At 64.0% G+C, this 19837-nt stretch carries 16 protein-coding genes; 8 read left to right on the forward strand and 8 right to left on the reverse strand.

The window, feature by feature from the left end; translation table 11 throughout:
• Positions 1–84: 84 nt before the first annotated feature.
• The 5 genes from EHV23_RS10305 to EHV23_RS16400 form a co-directional block, all read right to left on the reverse strand.
• Positions 85–972 (reverse strand): ABC transporter ATP-binding protein, encoded by an 888-nt coding sequence (locus tag EHV23_RS10305; RefSeq protein ID WP_125096000.1) that lies wholly within the window; start codon positions 970–972, stop codon positions 85–87.
• Between the two features lie 198 nt (positions 973–1170).
• Positions 1171–2217, reverse strand: a complete 1047-nt coding sequence (locus EHV23_RS10310; protein WP_125096001.1) for a FecCD family ABC transporter permease — start codon at positions 2215–2217, stop codon at positions 1171–1173.
• Between the two features lie 157 nt (positions 2218–2374).
• Positions 2375–3523 carry a FecCD family ABC transporter permease gene (locus EHV23_RS10315; RefSeq protein WP_125096002.1) on the reverse strand — a complete coding sequence of 383 codons (1149 nt, stop codon included), beginning with the start codon at positions 3521–3523 and terminating at the stop codon, positions 2375–2377.
• Positions 3524–3722: 199 nt separating this feature from the next.
• Positions 3723–5003, reverse strand: coding sequence for an ABC transporter substrate-binding protein (locus EHV23_RS10320; protein WP_125096003.1), 1281 nt, complete (start codon positions 5001–5003; stop codon positions 3723–3725).
• A 239-nt stretch (positions 5004–5242) separates the two neighbouring features.
• Entirely contained in the window at positions 5243–7108 is a 1866-nt protein-coding gene (locus EHV23_RS16400) for a LysR substrate-binding domain-containing protein (RefSeq protein ID WP_125096004.1), read from the reverse strand.
• Between the two features lie 425 nt (positions 7109–7533).
• Between EHV23_RS16400 and EHV23_RS10330 the strand changes: the two genes are divergently transcribed.
• The 5 genes from EHV23_RS10330 to EHV23_RS10350 all read left to right on the forward strand — a co-directional run bounded on the left by EHV23_RS10330 (position 7534) and on the right by EHV23_RS10350 (position 12227).
• Complete coding sequence (locus EHV23_RS10330; RefSeq protein ID WP_158615932.1) at positions 7534–8709, forward strand: aldo/keto reductase; 1176 nt, start codon at positions 7534–7536, stop codon at positions 8707–8709.
• 303 nt (positions 8710–9012) lie between these two features.
• Positions 9013–10029, forward strand: coding sequence for an IS21 family transposase (gene istA / locus EHV23_RS10335; protein WP_125094390.1), 1017 nt, complete (start codon positions 9013–9015; stop codon positions 10027–10029).
• A complete protein-coding gene (gene istB, locus EHV23_RS10340) occupies positions 10026–10808 on the forward strand; it encodes an IS21-like element helper ATPase IstB (RefSeq protein WP_125094389.1) in 783 nt (260 codons plus the stop codon). The genes istA (EHV23_RS10335) and istB (EHV23_RS10340) overlap by 4 nt, the downstream gene beginning before the upstream one ends.
• 151 nt (positions 10809–10959) lie before the next feature.
• Positions 10960–11559 carry a hypothetical protein gene (locus EHV23_RS10345; RefSeq protein WP_125096006.1) on the forward strand — a complete coding sequence of 200 codons (600 nt, stop codon included), beginning with the start codon at positions 10960–10962 and terminating at the stop codon, positions 11557–11559.
• A 209-nt stretch (positions 11560–11768) separates the two neighbouring features.
• A complete protein-coding gene (locus tag EHV23_RS10350; protein WP_125096007.1) occupies positions 11769–12227 on the forward strand; it encodes an OsmC family protein in 459 nt (152 codons plus the stop codon).
• Between the two features lie 62 nt (positions 12228–12289).
• On the opposite strand, the gene EHV23_RS10355 is transcribed toward EHV23_RS10350, so the two are convergent.
• Positions 12290–13777, reverse strand: a complete 1488-nt coding sequence (locus EHV23_RS10355; RefSeq protein WP_125096008.1) for a hypothetical protein — start codon at positions 13775–13777, stop codon at positions 12290–12292.
• Positions 13778–14253: 476 nt separating this feature from the next.
• Here EHV23_RS10355 and istA (EHV23_RS10360) point away from each other — a divergent pair, with 476 nt between their 5' ends.
• The gene (istA, locus tag EHV23_RS10360) at positions 14254–15783 is read left to right on the forward strand and encodes an IS21 family transposase (RefSeq protein WP_125096009.1); all 1530 of its coding nucleotides are present in this window, start codon (positions 14254–14256) and stop codon (positions 15781–15783) included.
• A 17-nt stretch (positions 15784–15800) separates the two neighbouring features.
• Entirely contained in the window at positions 15801–16562 is a 762-nt protein-coding gene (gene istB / locus EHV23_RS10365; RefSeq protein WP_125094144.1) for an IS21-like element helper ATPase IstB, read from the forward strand.
• 165 nt (positions 16563–16727) lie between these two features.
• Here istB (EHV23_RS10365) and EHV23_RS10370 read toward each other — a convergent pair whose 3' ends face one another.
• Entirely contained in the window at positions 16728–17912 is a 1185-nt protein-coding gene (locus tag EHV23_RS10370) for a LysR family transcriptional regulator (RefSeq protein WP_125096010.1), read from the reverse strand.
• Between the two features lie 253 nt (positions 17913–18165).
• On the opposite strand from EHV23_RS10370, the gene EHV23_RS10375 reads away from it, so the two are divergent.
• Positions 18166–19248, forward strand: coding sequence for an aldo/keto reductase (locus tag EHV23_RS10375; protein WP_338034507.1), 1083 nt, complete (start codon positions 18166–18168; stop codon positions 19246–19248).
• A gap of 63 nt (positions 19249–19311) precedes the next feature.
• Here EHV23_RS10375 and EHV23_RS10380 read toward each other — a convergent pair whose 3' ends face one another.
• On the reverse strand, positions 19312–19833 hold the full coding sequence (locus tag EHV23_RS10380; RefSeq protein WP_125096011.1) for a GNAT family N-acetyltransferase: 522 nt from the start codon (positions 19831–19833) through the stop codon (positions 19312–19314).
• Between the last annotated feature and the right edge of the window lie 4 nt (positions 19834–19837).

The following is a 19837-nucleotide window of genomic DNA, read 5'->3' on the forward strand; positions in this document are numbered from 1 at the left end:
TATAGACATATACGCCAATCATCAAGACCCATGCGCAGGGGACGGGCATCCGGGAAGGCTTCCGGGCGTTGTGCCCAGGCCAGCTCACAGTGACTCAGGTTCTCCCAGCGGCACGATCATCGGCGACCCTGCCACCGGATCCGGAATGATCCGGCACGGCAGGTCGAACACCTGCTCGATCAGTGCCGCATCGACGATGTCGTTCGGTGCCCCCTGCGTGACGATCTGCCCCTCGCGCATCACCACCAGATGGTCGGCATAGCGGCAGGCCTGGTTCAGGTCGTGCAGCACCGCCACCATCGTGCGGCGCTCCTGGCGGTTGAGACGGCGCAGCAGCTCCAGCAGCCCGATCTGGTGCGACAGGTCCAGGAAGGTGCAGGGCTCGTCCAGCAGCATCAGTGGTGTTTCCTGCGCCAGCACCATGGCAATCCACACCCGCTGGCGCTGTCCGCCCGACAGCTCGTCCACGAAGCGGCCGGCCAGATCGGCAACGCGGGTGGCCTGCATGGCATGGTCGATGGCCTGCTGGTCGGCAGCGCTCCAGCGGCCCAGCCAGTCCTGGTGCGGATGGCGGCCACGTGCCACCAGCTCGGCCACCCGGATGCCCTCCGGATGCCGGGCCGACTGCGGCAGCACCCCCAGCCGGCGCGCCACCTCGCGCGTGGGCAGCTGCTGGATCAGCGAGCCATCGAGCAGCACCTCGCCCGCCTGCGGCCGCGACAGCCGGGCCAGCGCCTTGAGCAGTGTGGATTTGCCGCAGCCATTGGGGCCGATGATCACCGTGAACGCGCAGTCCGGCACGTCGATGTTCAGCCCGCTGGACACCACCCGTTCGCCATGACCCAGCGTGAGGCTACGGCCGCGCAGACGCGGTTCACCGGTGGTGGAGGCACAGAAGGCGCTCGAAGCAGCGGCCGTGATGGAAGTCTTGCCGGCGGCGCTTTGTACGGGAGAGATGGGGGTGGATGACATGATCGGAAATCGGTGTGTCGGGGGCGAATGCGTCCATGAAACGCGCCAGGGTATCCGGAGAACGCGCCAAGGTAGTCGGAGGTTTCAGTGTTCCTGGCCAAACATTCCGGTCAAAATATTCCAGGCAAAAAGTTCCAGGCGAAATATTCCAGACCAAATGTTCTGGTCTGAAGGCCGAAAACGGCAGATGTTTTCAGGTCATGCCTTCCACTCCCGCGCCAGCAGCCACACCAGATAGGCCCCGCCCAGCATGCTGGTCACCAGTCCCACCGGAATCTGGAAGGGGGCCAGCATCGTGCGCGCCAGCGTATCGCCGGCCACGCACAGCAGCGCACCCATCAGCACCACCGCCGGAAAATACGCCCCGCCCCGGCACAGCCGCCGGGCCAGCTGCGGCGCCACCAGCGCCACGAAGCCAATCGGCCCGGCCAGCGCAATCACCAGCGCCGTCAGGGCCACGGCCACCACCAGCAGAATGCTGCGTGCCCGGCGGACCGGCAGCCCGAGCGCGCCGGCCACCTCGTCGCCCATTTCCAGCAGGTCCAGTGCCGGGGCCTGCAGCGAAGCCAGCGCCAGCAGCGGCATGCCCAGCACGGCCATCACCGTTACCAGCGTCCAGTCGGCCCCCTGCAGGCTGCCGAACAGCCAGGTGCGTGCCATCAGCGCATCATCGATATCGGCCCGGGTGATCAGATAGTCGTTCACGGCCGACAGCAGGGCACCCACGGCAATCCCGGCCAGAATCATCCACTGCCCGCCAATGCCGCGCCGTGCCGACAGCGCATACACCAGCGCAATCGTCAGCAGCCCGCCCACCAGCGTGCCCAGCGGCACACTGCCGGCCGCCTGCGTCATGTCCGAATGGCCCAGCAGCAGGATCACCACCAGCCCGCCGGTGGCCGACCCGGTGCTCAGCCCGATGATGTCGGGGCTGGCCAGTGCATTGCGCGACATCCGCTGGAAAATCCAGCCGGCACTGGCCAGACAGGCACCGGTGAACAGTGCCGCCAGAATGCGCGGCAGCCGCAGATCCCAGGCCACCAGCCGGTCCAGCTCACTGGGCGAGCCCAGCAGCCGGGGCAGATCGGACCAGCCCAGCGGGTAACGGCCGCTGCCCAGCGCCAGCAGCATCACCAGCAGCAGGCCCACCAGCAGCCCGGCCGTCATGCGCCGGTGCATCCGCCGTGTCTGCCAGGCGGGGCTGTGCAGCACGGTGGTGGAGGAAGAGAGGGGAGATGTGTTCATGGGTGGGAATATGTATTCATGACCTGGAAATCCGCCATGCCCATGCTGGCATCACGGATGCGTTGCAGGAAACGCATGGCAGGAACATCGGACACGTTGCAGGAAATGCGTTGCAGGCACACCGGAGACGTGGTCCCGGCCGGCACGACGGCGTCATTCAGGACACCGGTCCCTGCCGGTCGTCGTGCATCTGCTTCATGCGTTTCAGTCCCAGACCCCGCCGCCGCCCCTGGCCCCGGTGCGGGCCATGCCCGCCACGCACGATCAGCAGCATCAGCACCGGCGCCCCCACGGCCGCCATCACGATGCCGGCCTTGATCTCGTCCGGCCGCGCAATCACCCGGCCCAGCACGTCGGCGGCCAGTACGATCACCGGCCCGCCCAGCAGCCCGTAGGGCAGAATCCAGCGCCAGTGTGGCCCCACGATCAGCTTCACCACATGAGGCACCACCAGCCCCACGAAGCCCAGCGGCCCCGCGGCAGCCGTGGCCGCACCACACAGCAGCACGATGGCCACAAAGCCCACCACCCGCACGCGCAGCATGTTCTGGCCCAGCGCCTGACCCAGCTCGTCGCCCAGCGCCAGCAGGTCCAGTGCCCGTGCCTGCGTCAGCGCCAGCACCATTCCTACCGCAATCAGCGGCCAGACCGACTGCAGCACGCCCAGGCCGGGTCCGTCGAAACCGCCCACCATCCAGAAACGCCAGGCATCGAAGGTGTGCACATCGAACATCGTGATGATGCCGGTGGCTGCTGCCAGACAGGCACTGATGGCCGTCCCGGCCAGCAGCAGCCGTACCTGCCGCACCGACGGCGGTGCCTTGCCGGCCAGCAGCTGCACGGCTGCCGCCGCAAGGGCCGCCCCGGCCAGCGCGAACACCGCATAGCCGCCAAAGGACGTGATGCCCAGGAAGGACATCGATATCACCACCGCAAACGCCGCTCCCGCATGCACGCCCAGCAGCCCCGGATCGGCCAGCGGATTGCGGGTGAGCGCCTGCATCAGCACCCCGGCCGCACCCAGTGCCGTGCCCACCACGATGGCCAGCGCCGTGCGCGGTACCCGGTAGTGCCAGACGATTTCGGAAATGGCGGAATCGGCCGGATGCCACAGCGCATGCCAGATGTCGCCCAGTGGCACGGGGCGCGAGCCCAGGCTGAGGCTGACCATCGTCAGGACTGCCAGCAGCACCAGCAGCAGGCCCAGACCACCCAGGCGCCGGGTCAGCCAGAGCGCGCTGTCCGGATTGTGGGCGGGGGCGGGCAGGGGCGCACCCGGTGCAGGTGGGGAGAGGGAGGCGTTCATGAACGGTAGACGGGAAGGAGCGGCGTTGAACCGGAAAAGGCGTGGTGGCCGAAACGGAAGGAACCTGAACGATGTGTGCGATGACCGATGAGACCATGCAGAACCCTGGTACGGATGAGCATTCCGTGGTTCTGTTGCCTCGCCCTGCATGCCGAAGGTGTTTCACAGGGTGAACAGGTTCATGACATGTACCGGGTGCTCAGTCGGGTACAGGCGCAGAAAATCCATGAGGCGCCAGAACATTCGTCAGCGTATCCATGGCGGTTCTGGCCGCCGTGGGGCCGGCATTCATGTAGAAGGCGTCGTAGTCCACCCGCACGGCGCGGTTGTGCTTCACGGCGTCCAGGTGCTTCCAGAGGGGTGAATCCAGAAACGCCTTCACCCCATCGCCGCGTGCTGCGTAGAACACCCAGTCACCATCGGCCAGATCGATGCGCTCGATGCCGATGTCCTGGGACGTGCGGGCAAACTGCTGCGACGGTGGCCGCGGCAGCATCATGTCCCTGGCAATGTCGCCGATGAACGACTGCTGGCCCATCAGCCGGATGCGCCCGGCCCCGGCCTGCACGAAGGAGATGCCCGTGAGGGCACTGGACGGAACGGAACCGGCAGGGCTGCCGGTGGCGGACTCGGGTGCCGTACCCTGGCTGGAGGTGGCAGCGTTGCGGGTTGTGCTTGCCCTGCCGGTGGAAAGGCCATCGCTGCCAGCAACCTTCTGTCGTGCACTGTCGGCACCGTCCTGATGTGTCTTTCGGGCTGCAAACCAGCGCCCGAAGGTCTGCCCGCGCTGCACGAAGTCGCGCAGCCAACGTTCGGCCGCCTCCCGCTTGCCCAGCGCATCGGCCAGCAGCACGAAATCGGCCCGCCAGTGAAAGCCCGTGCCACGCGTCACCACCGTGGGGGCAATGCGCTGGTACTGGGCCAGCACGGAAGGGGGTGTGGCCGCCCGGTTGACCAGAATCAGGTCGGGCTGCAGGGCGGCAATGGCTTCCACGTCGGCCGACTGGCGTGTACCCAGGTCCGCTACCTGTGCAATTCCGTCCCGGAAGGCCGGATACGCCTGCATCAGGTAGTCCGAAATCAGCGCGCCGCGGTCATCGCGCGTGGCACCGGCCGGTACCACGCCCAGTGTCAGCAGCCCGTCTGCCTGGCCGGTGGACAGTACCGCCACCCTGACAGGGGCCCGTTCCAGCGTGGTGCTGCCTGCCCAGTGGCGGATGGTGCGCGGAAACACCCCGTCGGCGGCCGTGCTGCCCAGGGGGGGCGGGCTGTTCGGCGTGGCGTCTGCCGACAGCGGGCTGCCGGGGGTCACCCCTTCGTGCCGGGGTGGGCGGGCGCCGACCTCCGGGGATGTGCCTGCACCGGATGGGGCAGCCGCATGGACTGGCCGGGCGAACGGGGGCAGGGTGGCCAGCAGCGTGGCCGACGATGCCAGTGCCAGCAGGTGCCGGCGACGGGCCATGGACAGAGGGGAGGGCATGGATAGCGGATACGGCAGCCGTGAAACAGCGGCGGGATCGCTAGGATAATGAAATCCCGCCCAAAACGCTCGCAGACTTTTTCGGTGGTCCCGGTTCCTTGGTCCCTTGGTCCTTGGTTCCTGTGCCTGTTTCTGTGCCTGTTTCTGTGCCCGTCCGCGGCGCGATGACACGCGTCAGGGATTCGTTCGTCTGCGCCCTGGCTCCGGGCATGTACCGGCGAGGTGCACTTCTCGCGCTTCTATTTTTTTTCCTGGGCCACCAGCAGTGCCTTCAGGACATTGATGGCGTGCAGCACCGGGCGGGAATAGCCCTGCTCGCGCCGGGCCAGCGCCACACCGATGGCCAGCTCGTCACCTTCGGCCAGCGGGCGGAAGGCCAGGCCGGGCCGGCGTGTCGAACACAGCGACATGGGCACCAGGGCAATGCCGTGACCGGCGGCCACCAGCCCCAGCAGCACGTGGTGATCGGTAGGTTCACTCTGCCTGGGGGGCGAGAAATGATGCCGCATGAAGACCCGCTGGGCGTGGTCGTACCAGACCGGGTTCTGCCGCCGCAGGAACCAGAAAAGCCGCTCTTCGCTGATGTGCGCCAGCGACAGCCGCCGCTTGCGTGCCAGCGGATGGCTGCTGGACAGGCACACCATCATGGCCTCGCGGTGCAGGGGGGTGATCTGCAGCCCGTCGGTCCAGGCGGGCATGCCGATGATGGCCGCATCCAGTCGGCCACGCATGAGGTTGCGTATCAGCTGGGCGGAGTTGGTCAGCTGCGTATCGATATGCACATGCGACATTTCTTCCTGCATGGCTTCCTTCAGCCACGCAAACTGCGTGATGTCGATGACGGGCGTGATGCCCACGCGCAGGATGAGGGGGCGTACGGGTGCCCTGGGCGCAGCCTGCCCGGTCTGGCCATTCGCACCGGGGCCTGCATTGCCCGTCCAGAGCATGGCGCCCTTGACGTGGGCGAAGCCGTTGGTGGTGCCTGCGCCGTTGCCGTTCGTGAAGCTGTGACGGGCTTGCGTTCCGTTGCCATGGGTGAGGCCATTGCCGGCGCTGCCGGCATCGTGGCCGTTGCCGAAGCCGTTGCTGGCGCTTGCGCCGTTGGCATGGGTGAAACCGTTTACGGACCCCGCGCCATGGGTGTGGGCAAAGCCGTTGCCAGCACCCGCACCATGGCCATTGGCGAATCCGTTATCTGCTCCATGACCCGGGTTGGCGCCATTGCCCGCGACGCCCCCATGGCCCGGACTGGCACCATTATCCGGAGTGGCTCCATGGTCCGGACTGGCCCAATGGCCAGCGCCGATGTCGTGGCCATTGGGTGAACCATGGCCATTGCCAAAGCCATGGGCGGCTTCCGCACCATGGGCGTTGGCAAAACCGTTGCCGGCACTGGCGCCGTTGCCATGGGCAAAACCGTTCCCGGCCTCTGCGCCATTGCCGTGGAGATGACCGTTGCCTGCGCCGTTGCCCCTGCTGTTCCCGTTTTCCGGGACACGTCCGGTGAGCGCACCGGCCGGGGAGCTGCCATTGCCGGTATCGGGTGCAGCACCGGCGCCATTGCCATGCCAGGCGCTGGCTGCCTGTCCATTTCCGGTCAGGGAACCTGCGCTGCGTACCCGTGAATGGTTCTGGCCCGTACTACCGGCCATCTGTGCGGCCAGCCCGGCCGTTCCGGACAGGGCGGAGGTTCTGCGGCTGCGGGGTGTGCCGGCCAGCCCCAGTACACCATTGTCGTGGGTATGGATGTGCTCGTGGCTGGTCAGGGCGGCTGTCAGGAACTGGCCATCCGAGGCAACCCGGCCGCCTTCCACCGACAGGTCGTTGTCTTCCGAAAACCGCTGCAGCAGCAGGTCCATTTGCTCGAGCAGCTGCTGCACCTGCGGCAGAAAGCGCTGCCCGGCCTCCGTCAGGATGACAGGCTGGGTGGACCCGGGCATGTGACGGATGAGCAGGGGCGCACCCAGCGCATCTTCCAGCTGCCGGATCTGTCGGGACAGGGGAGGCTGGCTGATGAACAGCCGCTCTGCCGCCCGCCGAAAGTTCAGCTCTTCGGCCAGAACGCAGAAATATCGGAGCTGCCGAAGTGTGATTGGATCAGCCATGAAAACGAAGGATCAGAGAACCCGAAGTGCTCCCCCAAGCCGCATTATGACTCAGAAACGGGCCACCGGCGCCTTTGGATGACCTGTTCCCCCGATATTTCACGATACCCAAAAGATATCAGCAAAAAGGTATTGGGAATAGTCAAGGAATGTTGCTACGGTGGCGCCGTATACCCTGTGAATCTATCCGTTTCAGACGGGGCAATGGCAAGAGGAAAGAGACGATGAAAACGATATGCCCCCAGGCATTCCGTCCTGCGACGGATGCACCCGTCATGCAAGGGCATGGCCAGTCTCGGCGCCAGAATCGCCCTGACGATTCCGCGCGTACCAACGTATCTGCTACTTCCGTTCATGATGGCCACGGGAATGGCCGCCATGCTGCCGTGCCGCATGACGGCAAAAATCGTGAGCACATGCACGACATGCGTGACGGTGCTGTTCAGAATTTCGACGTGTCATTGAATGCCGGTATGGCACCGGAAACCGGCGCCACCTGGTCCGCCGGTCCCGATGTCGCGCTGCCGTTTCGCCAGGCACGCACCGACGGGCTGGCGCTCAGCGCCATCGGCCTGGGCTGCATGGGGCTTTCGGAGTTCTATCCGCCCCGTGAGGAAGCCCGTGCGCGCGACCTGATGCTGCATGCCATCGAACGGGGCGAGCGCTTTTTCGACACCACCAACGTCTATGGTTTTGGCCAGAACGAACAGCTGGTCGGGGATGTCCTGCGTGATCACCCGCTGCGCAGCCAGATCGTGCTGGCCACGCAGGGCTGCATCTGCACCAGCCGCTGCCCGGGCAGTGTGAGTCCGGAGAGCACGGGACCCGAACTGGTGCGCCTGGCCATCGCCCGCTCCCAGGACCGCCTGCAGACGGATATCGATCTCTATTGCCTGCGCTGGCCGGCCGATGACGACCTGTCGGTCGAAGAGGTCATGTCGGCCCTGGCCGATGAACTGACGGCCGGCAACATCGGTGCCGTCGGGCTGGGTGACATGTCCCCTTCCATCATCCGCCGGGCCGATGCTGCGCTGCGGCGATTCAGCCCCGACGGGCAGGGTCTGGCCGCCATGCAGACCGAATATCCGCTCAGACGTTCACTGGCCCGCACGCGCGACATTCGTGCCACCTGCGTCGAGCTGGGCATGCTGATGCTGGTCTACAGCCCACTCTGCCATGGCCTGCAGGGTGCCAGCACCGGCACACCGGGCCAGCAGCCGGCCGAAGAGGAAATCATCCGCCGCCTGCTGCAGCACTGGGGCGAGCAGTCCGAGCACAACCAGCAGCTGGTGCAGGTGCTGTGCGACGTGGCCCGTGAAGAGTCCCTGAGCCCCGCTCAGGTATTGCAGGCATGGACGCTGACCGTGGCGTCCAACGTCGTGCTGGTGTCCGGCGCCCGTCACCGCGCCCTGCTGGACGAAACACTGGATGTCGCCCGCATCGTCCTGAGCGACGAAGCCCGCAAGCGGGTGACGGAGGCCTTTGTCTCCCTGCCCCAGCTGGCGGAGAATCCGCCCCATCCGGCACTGGCTGCCCATCCGGCGCCCATGACGCCGCCGCCGGGCCGGCCGATTTTCCAACCCATGCCGGTCTGGGGGTGAATCGCTCGCTGAAACCGTCGGGTTTTGCAGAGGCTGGCGCAGCGTCCGGCCTCTGCCTGCAGGGAAACCCCTGCCTCATCCGGATTGTTTCTGGCAGCCGGGTCGTCTTCCATGGTGGGGAGACCGTGATGCAACCGGAACCATGTCACAGAAGTGGGCTTTTGGGACCGTGCAAAATGCCCACTTGTCCATTTGGCCTATAGGCACGCAAGACCCTTTGTCACCGCCGATGAGAAACTGACCCACCTGCCGAAGTAAAACTGACCCACCTGGGTGAAGATGGCGGCTTTGTGACCGCCGAACATGTTGACCCAGGAACAAGCAGTGGAGATCAGAGTCATGGCCCGTCAGGGTCTTCCCATCCGAGAGATTGCACGACGCATGTCGTGTTCTCGCAACACTGTCCGACGCTATCTGCGTGAGCCCGAAGCGGTGGGCTATCCGCCCAGAGCAGCCCGTCCTACCAAGCTGGAACCGTTCCAGGAGTACCTGCTCGAACGCATCGCAGCTGCGCGCCCGGACTGGATTCCAGCCACCGTCCTGCTGCGCGAGATTCAGGAGCGAGGCTATGACGGTGGCTACAGCCAGCTCAAGGCCTTTGTGGCCCAACAGCGCCCGCGCCCTGCAGATGATCCCGTGGTGCGTTTCGAGACCGAACCCGGGCAGCAGATGCAGGCTGACTTCACCATCATCCGCCGTGGTCGCGACCCGCTGCTGGCCTTTGTGGCTACACTGGGCTTCAGCCGGGCCAGCTTCGTGCGCTTCTCGGCACGGGAGGATTCGCCGGCGTGGTGCGCAGGTCTGGAGAATGCGTTCGCCTACTTTGGTGGAGTCCCCCGAACCGTCCTGTTCGACAACGCCAGAACCATCATCATCGAGCGTGATGTCTTCGGTCCCGGCCAGCACCGCTGGAACCCGCAGCTACTGGGGCTGGCAGACCGCTATGGGTTTGTTCCCAGGGTATGCCGTCCATACCGGGCCCGCACCAAGGGTAAAGTCGAGCGCTTCAACGGATACCTCAAGCGCAGCTTCATCGTTCCCCTGGCGGCAAGCTTGCGCACAGCCGGGCTGGTTCTGGATGTGGCAGCGGCCAACGGATACGTCGGTCCCTGGCTTGACACGGTGGCCAATGCCCGTATCCATGGCACGACTGGAGAGCGTCCCGAGCGGCGCCTGGTCATCGAGCGCGATCATCTGCTGCAGCTACCCTCCAGGCAGGAGATCATCGTTGCAGCGCCGCGCACGTCGGCGCCCGTACCGTTCGAGAGCCTGCAGCACCCGCTGTCGGTGTATCAGGCCCTGCTGGAGGTGGCAGCATGAACCTTCTGCATGATCAGATTGCCGAGCTGTGCCATGGACTCAAACTGCAGCGTCTGGCTGCAGACTGGCCTGGTATTGCCCAGCGAGCCGCAGCCGAAGAGGCTGGCTATGCCGAGTTCCTCAAAAGGGTGCTCAGTACAGAACGCGACGCACGCACGGAACGCCAGAGGCAAACGCTGCTGAAGATGGCAACGCTGCCTTCGGTGAAGACCTTCGAGCAGTTCGATTTCAACTTCGCTACAGGGGCTCCGCGCAGTCAGCTGCAGGATCTTGCAGCACTGACCTTCATTGAACGTGCGGAGAACGTCATCCTGCTTGGCCCCAGTGGGGTAGGCAAGACGCACCTGGCCTGCGCGCTGGCCTACAGGGCGACCATGGCAGGTATCAAGACACGCTTCATCACTGCCGCAGACTTGATGCTGCAGCTGGCAACGGCACGCCAGCAGGGGCGCCTCAAGCAGTACTTCAACCGGGCAGTGCTCGGGCCCAGGCTGCTGGTCATCGATGAGATAGGTTACCTGCCGTTTGGCAGGGATGAGGCCAACCTGTTCTTCAACGTTGTAGCCAAGCGTTATGAACATGCCTCCATCGTGTTGACCAGCAACCTGCCATTTACGCAATGGCCAGAAACCTTCGCAGGTGATCAGACCCTGACGGCCGCAATGCTCGACCGCATGCTGCATCATGCTCACATCGTGCAGATCTCCGGCCAAAGCTACCGGCTACGCGACAAGGTGCGTGCCGGACAGGTGGCCAGCAAGGAGGGAAAGGCCGCCTGACTGAGGGCTGGTAACCCATTCTATCGCGTGCCCAGGTGGGTCAGTTTTACTTCGGCACCCTGGGTCAGTTTTCAATCGGCGTTGACACCTTGATTGCATGATGGCGGCACGGGAACGACAGCGCTCCCTCTTCCATAAGGAATCTTCCATCATGTTCAGACCTGCATACGGGCGGTTGGCCTTGGCCGCTGCACTGACCATCACCACCTTGTCGGCCTGTGGTGGCCCCAAAACTCCGGAAACCACCTCCACCCATCAACAGGCAACCGGATCCGTCAGCCAGTCGCAGGGCGCGGATTCTCTGTCGCAGAAGACCGGGAAGGGGCTCTCCTTTGCTGCCGCCCTTGACTATCTCCAGTCCGTTGGAGGTGCGCCGGTGCTTGACAGAACGGACACCATTTCGGGCGTTGATGCCAATGGCGACGGTGTGCGGGACGACATTGCCACCTATGTGGCCTCACTGCCGGACTCGGAAAAGCAGCGCAAAAGCCTGATCCAGTTTCACAAGGCACTGAACATGGCCATGCAGGCGGACAGAAACGACAGACTCTCCCTGCGCAACGCGGCCAATGCCATTTCGATGGGCATCACATGCCTTTCGAACGCCTATGAAAACGATTCCAACGAAAAACGAAAGGAAATCAGGAAGCTGACGATCAATACGAGGGTACGCTATGACGCGTATGCCCGGTTCAACTCGTCGATGAGTGGCTCGACGCTGAGGATCGAACGGGAGGCGGAGTGTGAGTAAATATGCCCTGCTTCGTCATGCCTCCCGGTTGGCAGGGATGAAAATCCTTGCGGCGATGCTGCTTGTTGCCGGCAACGCAGGCTGGGCCACAGGTATTGCTGCATACCTGTGGCCCAGCCCTTTATCGACATCCGATGATGGCGGGAAACATGGCTTGGTAGACTGTGGCTTTGAATGAAGCACCAATGCGTGCGTCACAGGGAGGAACCATGAAACTGCACCACTATCGCACCCGCATCGAATGGACCGGCAACCGGGGCGAGGGCACGACCGGCTACACGGCGTATGACCGTGCCTATACGGTGTCGGCCTACGGCAAACCGGACATCGAAGGTTCGGCCGATCCGGCCTTTCGCGGTGATGCCTCCCGCTGGAATCCCGAAGAGTTTCTGCTGGCCGGCCTCTCGGCGTGCCACAAGCTCTGGTATCTGCATCTGTGCGCCGTCAATGGGGTGACGGTGATGGCCTATGAGGACGAATCGGAGGCCGTCATGGACGAGACGGCCGGGCGTTTCGTGTCCGCCCGGCTCAAGCCCCGTGTCATGGTGAGCGCCGGCTCCGATGTGGAGAAGGCGCTCGCCCTGCATCACGATGCACACAAGGCGTGCTTCATTGCCAACTCGGTGAATTTTCCGGTGACGTGCGAGGCAGAGGTCATCCAGGCCTGATCCGTACTTTGCTCAGGCCCGTTGGCACAGTGCCATGATGGTGCGCCCGGATACGGCGGCGCTCAATGCGCGCCAGCCTGTGCCGTGTCGGCTTCGGCCTGCGCAGGCGTGTAGGTGTCCTGGGTGCTGTCACCGGTACGGGCCGCGTCGGCGCGCTCTGTCACGGCCTTGACGCCGGATGCTGCAGGGCTGGTCGGTATCGGGTGATTGTCCTGGTCACCCAGCCCCTGACGGATGCTTTCTTCCGGCGAACCCGAACGCCAGAGAACGGCGCGCCCGTTGGGTTTGCGTGAGCCGCGCGCAAGCGGAACGGCCGAGACATAACGGGCCTGATACTGCAGCTTCATGCCGGGCGTCCAGTTGTCCGGTACCTGCCACAGTGAGCAGTTGAGGTGCCGGATCAGGGTCTTGCGCGCCGACGCTTCGCTGTCCAGACAGAGGAAGAACTGCCGGGCCTGTGGCCCCCGGAGCAGGCCGATGCTGACGACTTCATGGTCGTCATCGTCATCATCATCATCGTCGTCGTCATTATCTGAAACCTTGCCCCAGGTGGCGATGCGGATGGACTCATCCTCCTGGTTGTAGACGAACAGGTCATCGCGGTGGATGATGGCGTGTTCGGATGTCGTGATGTTCTCCGTTCCGGAAACTTTTTTCGCTTCTTTCGTGTCCGTTGCGGGCCAGGTGAAATCGAATTCTGCCTGCGAGCCGAGCGTCAGCACCGTGGCATCGGCATTGGCATTTTTCAGGTCGTTCGGCAGCTGGCCGACATCCGATTGCCCGAGGCGGATTTCCACGGTGTCCGGCAGGCGCATGTTCTCGACCTCGACGGGATTACCCCGGGTTCTGAAGTGCGAGATGTGCCGGTAGGGCTGGTTGCCCGGGCCTTGCTCGCGGGAAACCCACTCTCCCACCTTGCCCTCCGGCTGGACGGCCGGGTTGCGGAATGCCGGCGGCTGGGCATCGGCATCCCAGTCGCGCACCTGAATGCGCACCCACGCCTCGGGTACGCGGTTGATGTTGCGCAGCGCCCAGGCCACCACATCGCCGCGTACGCCTGCGCTGGAAATGGCCGTGGTGGGGCAGGATGGATCGACCTTCATCCGGTAGGCGCCTCCGCTGTCATCCGCAATGGTGGGGCCTCTGGCATCGCCTTCGCAGCTGGGCAGGCGACGTTCTCCGGTACGGCCGGATGATTGCCCGGAAACCTTGCCTGGTGCGATGGCCTTTGTGATGAGAGGCTGCAGGGCATGATCCGGATTTTCTGCGGATCGTTGGGTGCCGCTGGTGTTCGGCCCTTTTTCTGGAGTAGCGGCTGTCGGAATTTCGGTATCTGTTCCTGCTGTCTTGGTGACGGGTTCCGCGCCTGCCGGGCCGGAGGAAACTCCGGCTGCAGGGCTGCTGTCCGGATCACCCCCGCCGCAGGCCGCAAGAGAAAGCAGCAGCGCCGTGCCCAGGGTGGCGTGTTTCAGGAAATGCCGGGCTGGCGTGGTGTGGCATTTCAGGATGTGCCGGTTGTGTGTGCATAATATGAAATAATCAGTGCTCATGAAAAGACTCCGTACAAAAAGCCTTTTCACTGTAGGCGTCGAGGTCGTACACGGCCGGAACATGATGTTTCCATGTCATTATGAACATTACGCCGATTGATTTTTCTCAAGGGAGAAGAAACGAAACATGAGAGGCGCACCGCTTCGGTAATAAACCTTACAAGTTACCCTGATTCATTTGCGCAACAGATTTCACCGGAATTTTGCGGGCTATCTCATCATGTGAATTGATATCATTCGCGCCGAACGCCGAACGCGCCTAACACCCATCTGTCTTGTCTGGTAAAGCGGGCAGCCCTGGTTGCGCACAATGCCCTGTCAGTACACGGGTTGGGGCCTGCGTGAGGACGGGCGTTTGGGTATTCCGATGATCGTGACCGCTGATTCCGGCGATCGTGACCGATGGTGTTCGAGTGTGTCGAGACAGCCCTGCTGTTCTCAACCTGCGCTACCGTTGGCGGCTTTGGAAGCCGCCAATGCCAGCGCCATCACTCGACACACAGATGATCAAAGCCATTCTCGAACACCGCCTCGTCAGAGGTGAATCGCTGGCGCGTTGTGCCCAGGCCCTTGGCGTTTCCAAGGGCGTCGTATCCAAGTACGTGACCCTGGCCCGTGCGCAGGGACTGGAGGACTGGTCGCTCATCGATTCGATGAGCGACGCAGAGCTGCATTCCCGCCTGCTTGCCGGACAGGACGAACGCTGCCCCTGCGTGCTGCCGGACTTTGCCCTGATGCACCGGGAACTCAGCCGCAAGGGCATGACCCTGATGCTGCTGTGGCAGGAGTACCAGGCCGAATACGTGGGCCAGCGTACGCTGCAGTACAGTCAGTTCTGCGAACGCTACCGGCAATACGTCAGGACGCTCAAGCGCTCGATGCGCCAGATCCATGTCGCCGGCGAGAAGCTGTTCGTGGACTTTGCCGGACCGACGCTGGCGCTGCGTGACGGCAGCAGGGCACACCTGTTCGTCGCGGCGCTGGGCGCCTCCCATTACACCTACGCACAGGCCACGCCCGGCCAGAAGACTGCTGACTGGATCAATGGCATGGTGGGAGCACTGCACTACATGGGTGGTGTCCCCGCCCTGATCGTGCCCGACAATCCCCGGGCGGTCATTGCCCGTGCCGATCGCTACGAACCCAGGGCAACCGACAGCATTCAGGACTTTGCCCGCCACTACGATTGTGCCGTCTTGCCGGCCCGGCCTCACAGTCCGCAGGACAAGGCCGTGGTGGAGTCGGCCGTTCAGGTGGTTGAGCGCTGGATTCTGGCCAGGCTGCGCCACGTACTGCCCAATGATCTGGGCAGCGCCAACCGGGCCATCGAACCGCTGCTGGAACAGCTCAACCACCGCCCCTTCCAGAAACTGCCGGGCAGCCGGGCCAGTGTCTTTGCCAGCCTCGATGCACCGGCCTTGCGCCCTTTGCCATCGGTTCGCTACGAATACGCTCGCTACAAGACCGTGCGGGTACACGTGGACTACCACGTCGAGATCGACCGGCACCGCTACAGCGTGCCCCATGTGCTGGTTGGACAGCGGCTCGATGCCCGCATCACCCAGCATGGCATCGAGCTGCTGCACGAGGGCAAACGGGTGGCCGCACACCTGAGAAGTCATCAGGCAGGCGGCTTTACCACCATCGAGGAGCACATGCCGGCCAGCCACCGTGCACATCGGCAATGGACACCGGAACGTCTGGTCGCGTGGGGCCGTGGTGTCGGCGAAAGCACGGCGCTGCTGATCGAGCGCATGCTGGCCCGATACAGGCACCCCGAGCATGGCTATCGCAGTGCGCTGGGTCTGCTGTCGCTGGCCAGACGCCACGGCCATGCCCGTCTGGAAGCGGCCTGCGAGCGCGCCCTGTCGCTGCAGATCCACACCTATCGCGCGGTACGCGACATCCTGCTCAGCGGCAAGGAGAAAGCATTGCCGGCACAACCGGGCAGGACATGGCAAAGCCCGGACCATGAGCACCTGCGCGGTGCACGGGCCTATCACTGACGCCAGGGAGGTGAATCATGACCCACAATCAAACCATCGCCCAGCTGCAGGAACTCCGACTTCAGGGCATGGCACAGGCGCTGCAGCGACAGCTCGAACAGCCCGCAAGCACAGAGCTGGGGTTCGAGCAGCGTCTGGCCCTGCTGGTTCAGCACGAGATCGACAGCCGCCACGACCGGCGCAGCGCCCGCCTGTTGAAGCAGGCCAGCCTGAAGTATGCCCAGGCCCACATCGAAGACTTCGACGCACGAGCCAGCCGGGGGCTGGAACGTGCCCGCTGGATGGCGCTTGCCCTGAGTGACTGGGCAACGTCCGGCGCCACCATCATCCTGAGCGGGGCCACGGGGTGCGGCAAGACGTGGCTTGCCTGCGCTCTCGGACAGTATGCCTGTCGCCAGGGACACAGTACGCGGTATCTGCGTCTGCCCAGGCTGGGCGAGGAGCTGGGCCTTGTACGGGCCACAGGCACCTACACCAGGTGGCTTGGCAAGCTGGCAAAGACGCAGGTCCTGATACTGGACGATTGGGGACTGGTGGCGCTGGACGCCCCCTGCCGGGAAGCGCTGATGGAGATCATCGATGACCGGGCCGGCAACAGGGCCACGCTGATCACCAGCCAGTTGCCCGTCGATCACTGGCATGCCTGGATCGATGAGCCGGCGGTGGCCGACGCGATGCTGGATCGTCTGCTGCCACAGGCGCAGCGGATCGTGCTCAAGGGGGAGTCACTGCGCGCTGCACGAACGAAGAAAACGCCTTCATCCGCCAACCAGAGCTGACGCTCTCCCGGAGGTAATGGGGGGCTGGAAGGCCCCCCGGATCAGGCAATCGTACAATTTGCCTGGCAGGCAATGTCTCTGACCACTCGACATCGGTCACGATGACCGGACTGCGCGGTCACGATGCCGGAATCGTCGGTCACGATCATCGGAATACGCAGGCGTTCATGGCACGCGCTGGAAACCTGATGCCTGCTGGCGCAACAGTTGCTGCAATGAATCGAGAATCCGTCCGGTGTGCTGGTTGTAACCCTGCGCGTGGCTGGCCAGCACGACATCGATGGCCAGTTCGTCGCCCTCCGCCAGTCGCCGGAACGCGAGGCCCGGGCGGCGTGTGGTGCGCAGGGAGGAGGGGACGAGCGCAATGCCCTGGCCGGATGCCACCAGCCCCAGCAGCACGTGATGATCTGCCGGCTCCACCAGCCGGTGCGGGTTGAACTGGTGGCGGCCGAAAATGTGCTGGCAGTGGTCGTAATAGACGGGGTTGCGCCGCCGCTCGAACCAGAAAACGGGCTCACCTGCAATGGCCTGCAGCGACAGCTGCCGCTTGCGGGCCAGCGGGTGTGAACTGGCCAGGCAGGCCATCAGGGGCTCGCGATGCAGGGGGGTGATCTGCAGATCACCCGTCATGGCCGGTGTGCCGATGATGGCGGCATCCAGCCGGCCGTGAAGCAGGTTTCTGACCAGCTGGGTCGAGCCCTGTCTCAGCACATCCAGCCGTACATGCGGCATGCGCGTGGCCAGTACCGGTTTGATCCAGGCGAACTGGGCGGCATCGATGACCGGTGTCAGCCCCAGTCGCAGCAGCACGGGTCTGGGTGCGTTGTCAGAAATCGCGCGCCTGTTCATGGCCCGCTGGCCGCCCGCGTGGTTATTGCCGGATGTGTGTTGACGGCCAGATGCGCGTTTATCGCCAGATGCGTGGTTGCTGGTGGATGCCGGGTTGTTGGCGAATGCGTGTTTGCCGCCAGATGGGTGGTTGCTGGCGGATGCATGGTGGGCGTTGGATGCGCGGCCAGCGGCTGCAGGGGGACTGCCGGGTGCAGGGTGGCCAGAGGGAGCGTCGGACCCGGCACCGGAAAAATGCTGCAGCATCGTATCCATGTGCTGCAGCTGCTGAAGGGCCATGGGCAGCAGCCGGGCACCGGCCTCGGTGAGTGTTACCGGATACGCGGGGCCAGCCGGACAGCGTTCGAACAGGGGTGTGCCCAGTGCGTCTTCCAGAATGCGGATCTGTCGGGACAGCGGTGGCTGGCTGATGAAGAGCCGTTCGGCGGCACGCCGGAAATTCAGTTCTTCGGCCAGCACGCAGAAGTAATGCAGCTGGCGCAGCGTGACGGGGTAGGGCATGGGCGGTGATGACAGGGCCGACACGGGCGATTGATGCCTGCATGGTACCAGCAAGTCGATACCAAATGGGTATCAAGAATAATGGTATTGGGCACGCACGGTGCGGGAGTATAAGGTACAGCACAGCGTGGGGGCGAATGATTCCATGGCACACGCTGCACGGCGGGATCGTGTACGGGGATGAGCACGGGGGAAAAAGTCCGTACGTGCCGTGGGCTGTCATGGTTTTTGGAACAACAGACACAGGTGATTCATGAATATGCAAAAAACGACTGCGCAACAGGGCGTTTCATTGCCCAAACGTCAGGCTCGCCCGGATGGTCTCGAGGTCAGTGCCATGGGTCTGGGCTGCATGGGCATGTCCGAGTTCTATGGCCCCAGTGATGAGGCGCAGTCCCGTGACCTGCTGCACTACGCCATCGAGCGGGGCGAGCGGTTTTTCGATACGGCCGATATCTACGGCTTTGGCCACAACGAGGTGCTGGTGGGCCGTGTGCTGCGTGATCACCCGCTGCGTCAGGACATCGTACTGGCCACCAAGGGCGGCATTCTGCGCGATAGAAATGATGTCACACAGCGGGGCGTCAATACCCGGCCGGAGTACATCCGTGGTGCCATTGCCCGCTCGCTGGACCGGCTGCAGACGGGTATCGATCTCTACTACCTGCATCGCGTGGAGGATGATGGCGCCCATATCGAAGAGACCATGGCGGCGCTGGCCGATGAAATGTCGGCGGGTCGCATCGGGGCCGTGGGGCTGAGCGAGGTGTCGGCCGACACCATTCGCCGTGCCGACGCAGCGCTGCGTCGTTTCACGCGTGATCGGGATGGTCTGGTGGAACAGGGGCTGGCTGCGGTTCAGTCCGAGTATTCGCTGATGACTCGCGTACCCGAAACGAATGGCGTGCTCGATACCTGCATCGAACTGGGTGTGCTGCTGGTGGCCTACAGTCCCATCAGCCGCGGGCTGTTGGGGGCGGCTGGATTTTCGGCAGAAGCCCTTGCGGCGGATGACTGGCGTCGTTCGCTGCCGCGTTTCGATGCCGACAACATGCCCAGAAATCAGCAGCTGGCCCAGGTACTGTACGACGTGGCTGCAGCCGAAGGCATCAGCCCCGCGCAGACGGCGCTGGCCTGGGTGCTGTCGCGTGCGCCCAATGTGGTGCCCATTCCCGGTACGCGCAAACGTGAGCGGCTCGATGACAACCTGGGTGCCGTTTCGGTCAGCCTGAGTGCCTCGGCGTTGGCCCGGCTGGATGAAACCTTTCGGCCGGGTGCTGCTTCCGGACTGCGTTATACCGAGGCGGCCATGAAGGCTTACGGGATGCAGGCGTGATGTTCGGGTACGTTGCTGGATGCAGGCGCGTTGCCGACGAAAGGGGTGGGCATCATCAGGTGTTCAGCAGGCAATCCAGTAGCGTCGAACCTCCACCCCATCCGGGCGACGGACGGTATTTTCCAGCAGGCCGCCGTTTTTCTGGATGATGCGTTCCGAGGCAATATTCTGCGCATCGCATGTGACCAGCAGACGTTCCATGCCAAGCTGTCTGGCTCTTTCGATACCAAGCCGCAGGGCTTCGGTGCCGTAACCGTGCCCCCGGGCGTTGGGTATGATGCTGTAGCCGATATGACCACCATACTGGGCCAGATAGTCGTTCAGTGCCAGACGCAGGCCAAATACGCCAACCAGCGGGCCATCGTGAAGGCAGACCAGCCACTGTTCGAATGGCACAAGGCCGGGGTCAACCGTGCCGGGGTTACGGTTGCGTTCCACAAAGGCTTGCCATGCCTGCGGGTCTGGATACTTTTCCAGCCACGAACCTCCCGGAATGGTGCCCGCCTCGTCAAGAAGGGCACTGCGAAGGCGCGTGAGCTGTGAGTGCCACGCGGATGATACGGGAACCAGTTGCAGGAGAGGCATGTCA

The sequence above is a fragment of the Lautropia dentalis genome (assembly GCF_003892345.1).
GTDB lineage: Bacteria > Pseudomonadota > Gammaproteobacteria > Burkholderiales > Burkholderiaceae_E > Lautropia > Lautropia dentalis.

What these genes read in the sequence shown, in the direction of transcription:
- EHV23_RS10375 (WP_338034507.1), top strand. Translation starts at nt 18,166, where the DNA reads ATGAATATGCAAAAAACGACTGCGCAACAGGGCGTTTCATTGCCCAAA.
- EHV23_RS10355 (WP_125096008.1), bottom strand. Translation starts at nt 13,777, where the DNA reads ATGAGCACTGATTATTTCATATTATGCACACACAACCGGCACATCCTG.
- EHV23_RS10315 (WP_125096002.1), bottom strand. Translation starts at nt 3,523, where the DNA reads ATGAACGCCTCCCTCTCCCCACCTGCACCGGGTGCGCCCCTGCCCGCC.
- EHV23_RS10350 (WP_125096007.1), top strand. Translation starts at nt 11,769, where the DNA reads ATGAAACTGCACCACTATCGCACCCGCATCGAATGGACCGGCAACCGG.
- EHV23_RS10305 (WP_125096000.1), bottom strand. Translation starts at nt 972, where the DNA reads ATGTCATCCACCCCCATCTCTCCCGTACAAAGCGCCGCCGGCAAGACT.
- EHV23_RS10330 (WP_158615932.1), top strand. Translation starts at nt 7,534, where the DNA reads ATGCGTGACGGTGCTGTTCAGAATTTCGACGTGTCATTGAATGCCGGT.
- istB (WP_125094144.1), top strand. Translation starts at nt 15,801, where the DNA reads ATGACCCACAATCAAACCATCGCCCAGCTGCAGGAACTCCGACTTCAG.
- EHV23_RS16400 (WP_125096004.1), bottom strand. Translation starts at nt 7,108, where the DNA reads ATGGCTGATCCAATCACACTTCGGCAGCTCCGATATTTCTGCGTTCTG.
- EHV23_RS10380 (WP_125096011.1), bottom strand. Translation starts at nt 19,833, where the DNA reads ATGCCTCTCCTGCAACTGGTTCCCGTATCATCCGCGTGGCACTCACAG.
- EHV23_RS10345 (WP_125096006.1), top strand. Translation starts at nt 10,960, where the DNA reads ATGTTCAGACCTGCATACGGGCGGTTGGCCTTGGCCGCTGCACTGACC.
- istA (WP_125094390.1), top strand. Translation starts at nt 9,013, where the DNA reads ATGTTGACCCAGGAACAAGCAGTGGAGATCAGAGTCATGGCCCGTCAG.
- EHV23_RS10370 (WP_125096010.1), bottom strand. Translation starts at nt 17,912, where the DNA reads ATGCCCTACCCCGTCACGCTGCGCCAGCTGCATTACTTCTGCGTGCTG.
- istB (WP_125094389.1), top strand. Translation starts at nt 10,026, where the DNA reads ATGAACCTTCTGCATGATCAGATTGCCGAGCTGTGCCATGGACTCAAA.
- EHV23_RS10310 (WP_125096001.1), bottom strand. Translation starts at nt 2,217, where the DNA reads ATGAACACATCTCCCCTCTCTTCCTCCACCACCGTGCTGCACAGCCCC.
- istA (WP_125096009.1), top strand. Translation starts at nt 14,254, where the DNA reads ATGCCAGCGCCATCACTCGACACACAGATGATCAAAGCCATTCTCGAA.
- EHV23_RS10320 (WP_125096003.1), bottom strand. Translation starts at nt 5,003, where the DNA reads ATGCCCTCCCCTCTGTCCATGGCCCGTCGCCGGCACCTGCTGGCACTG.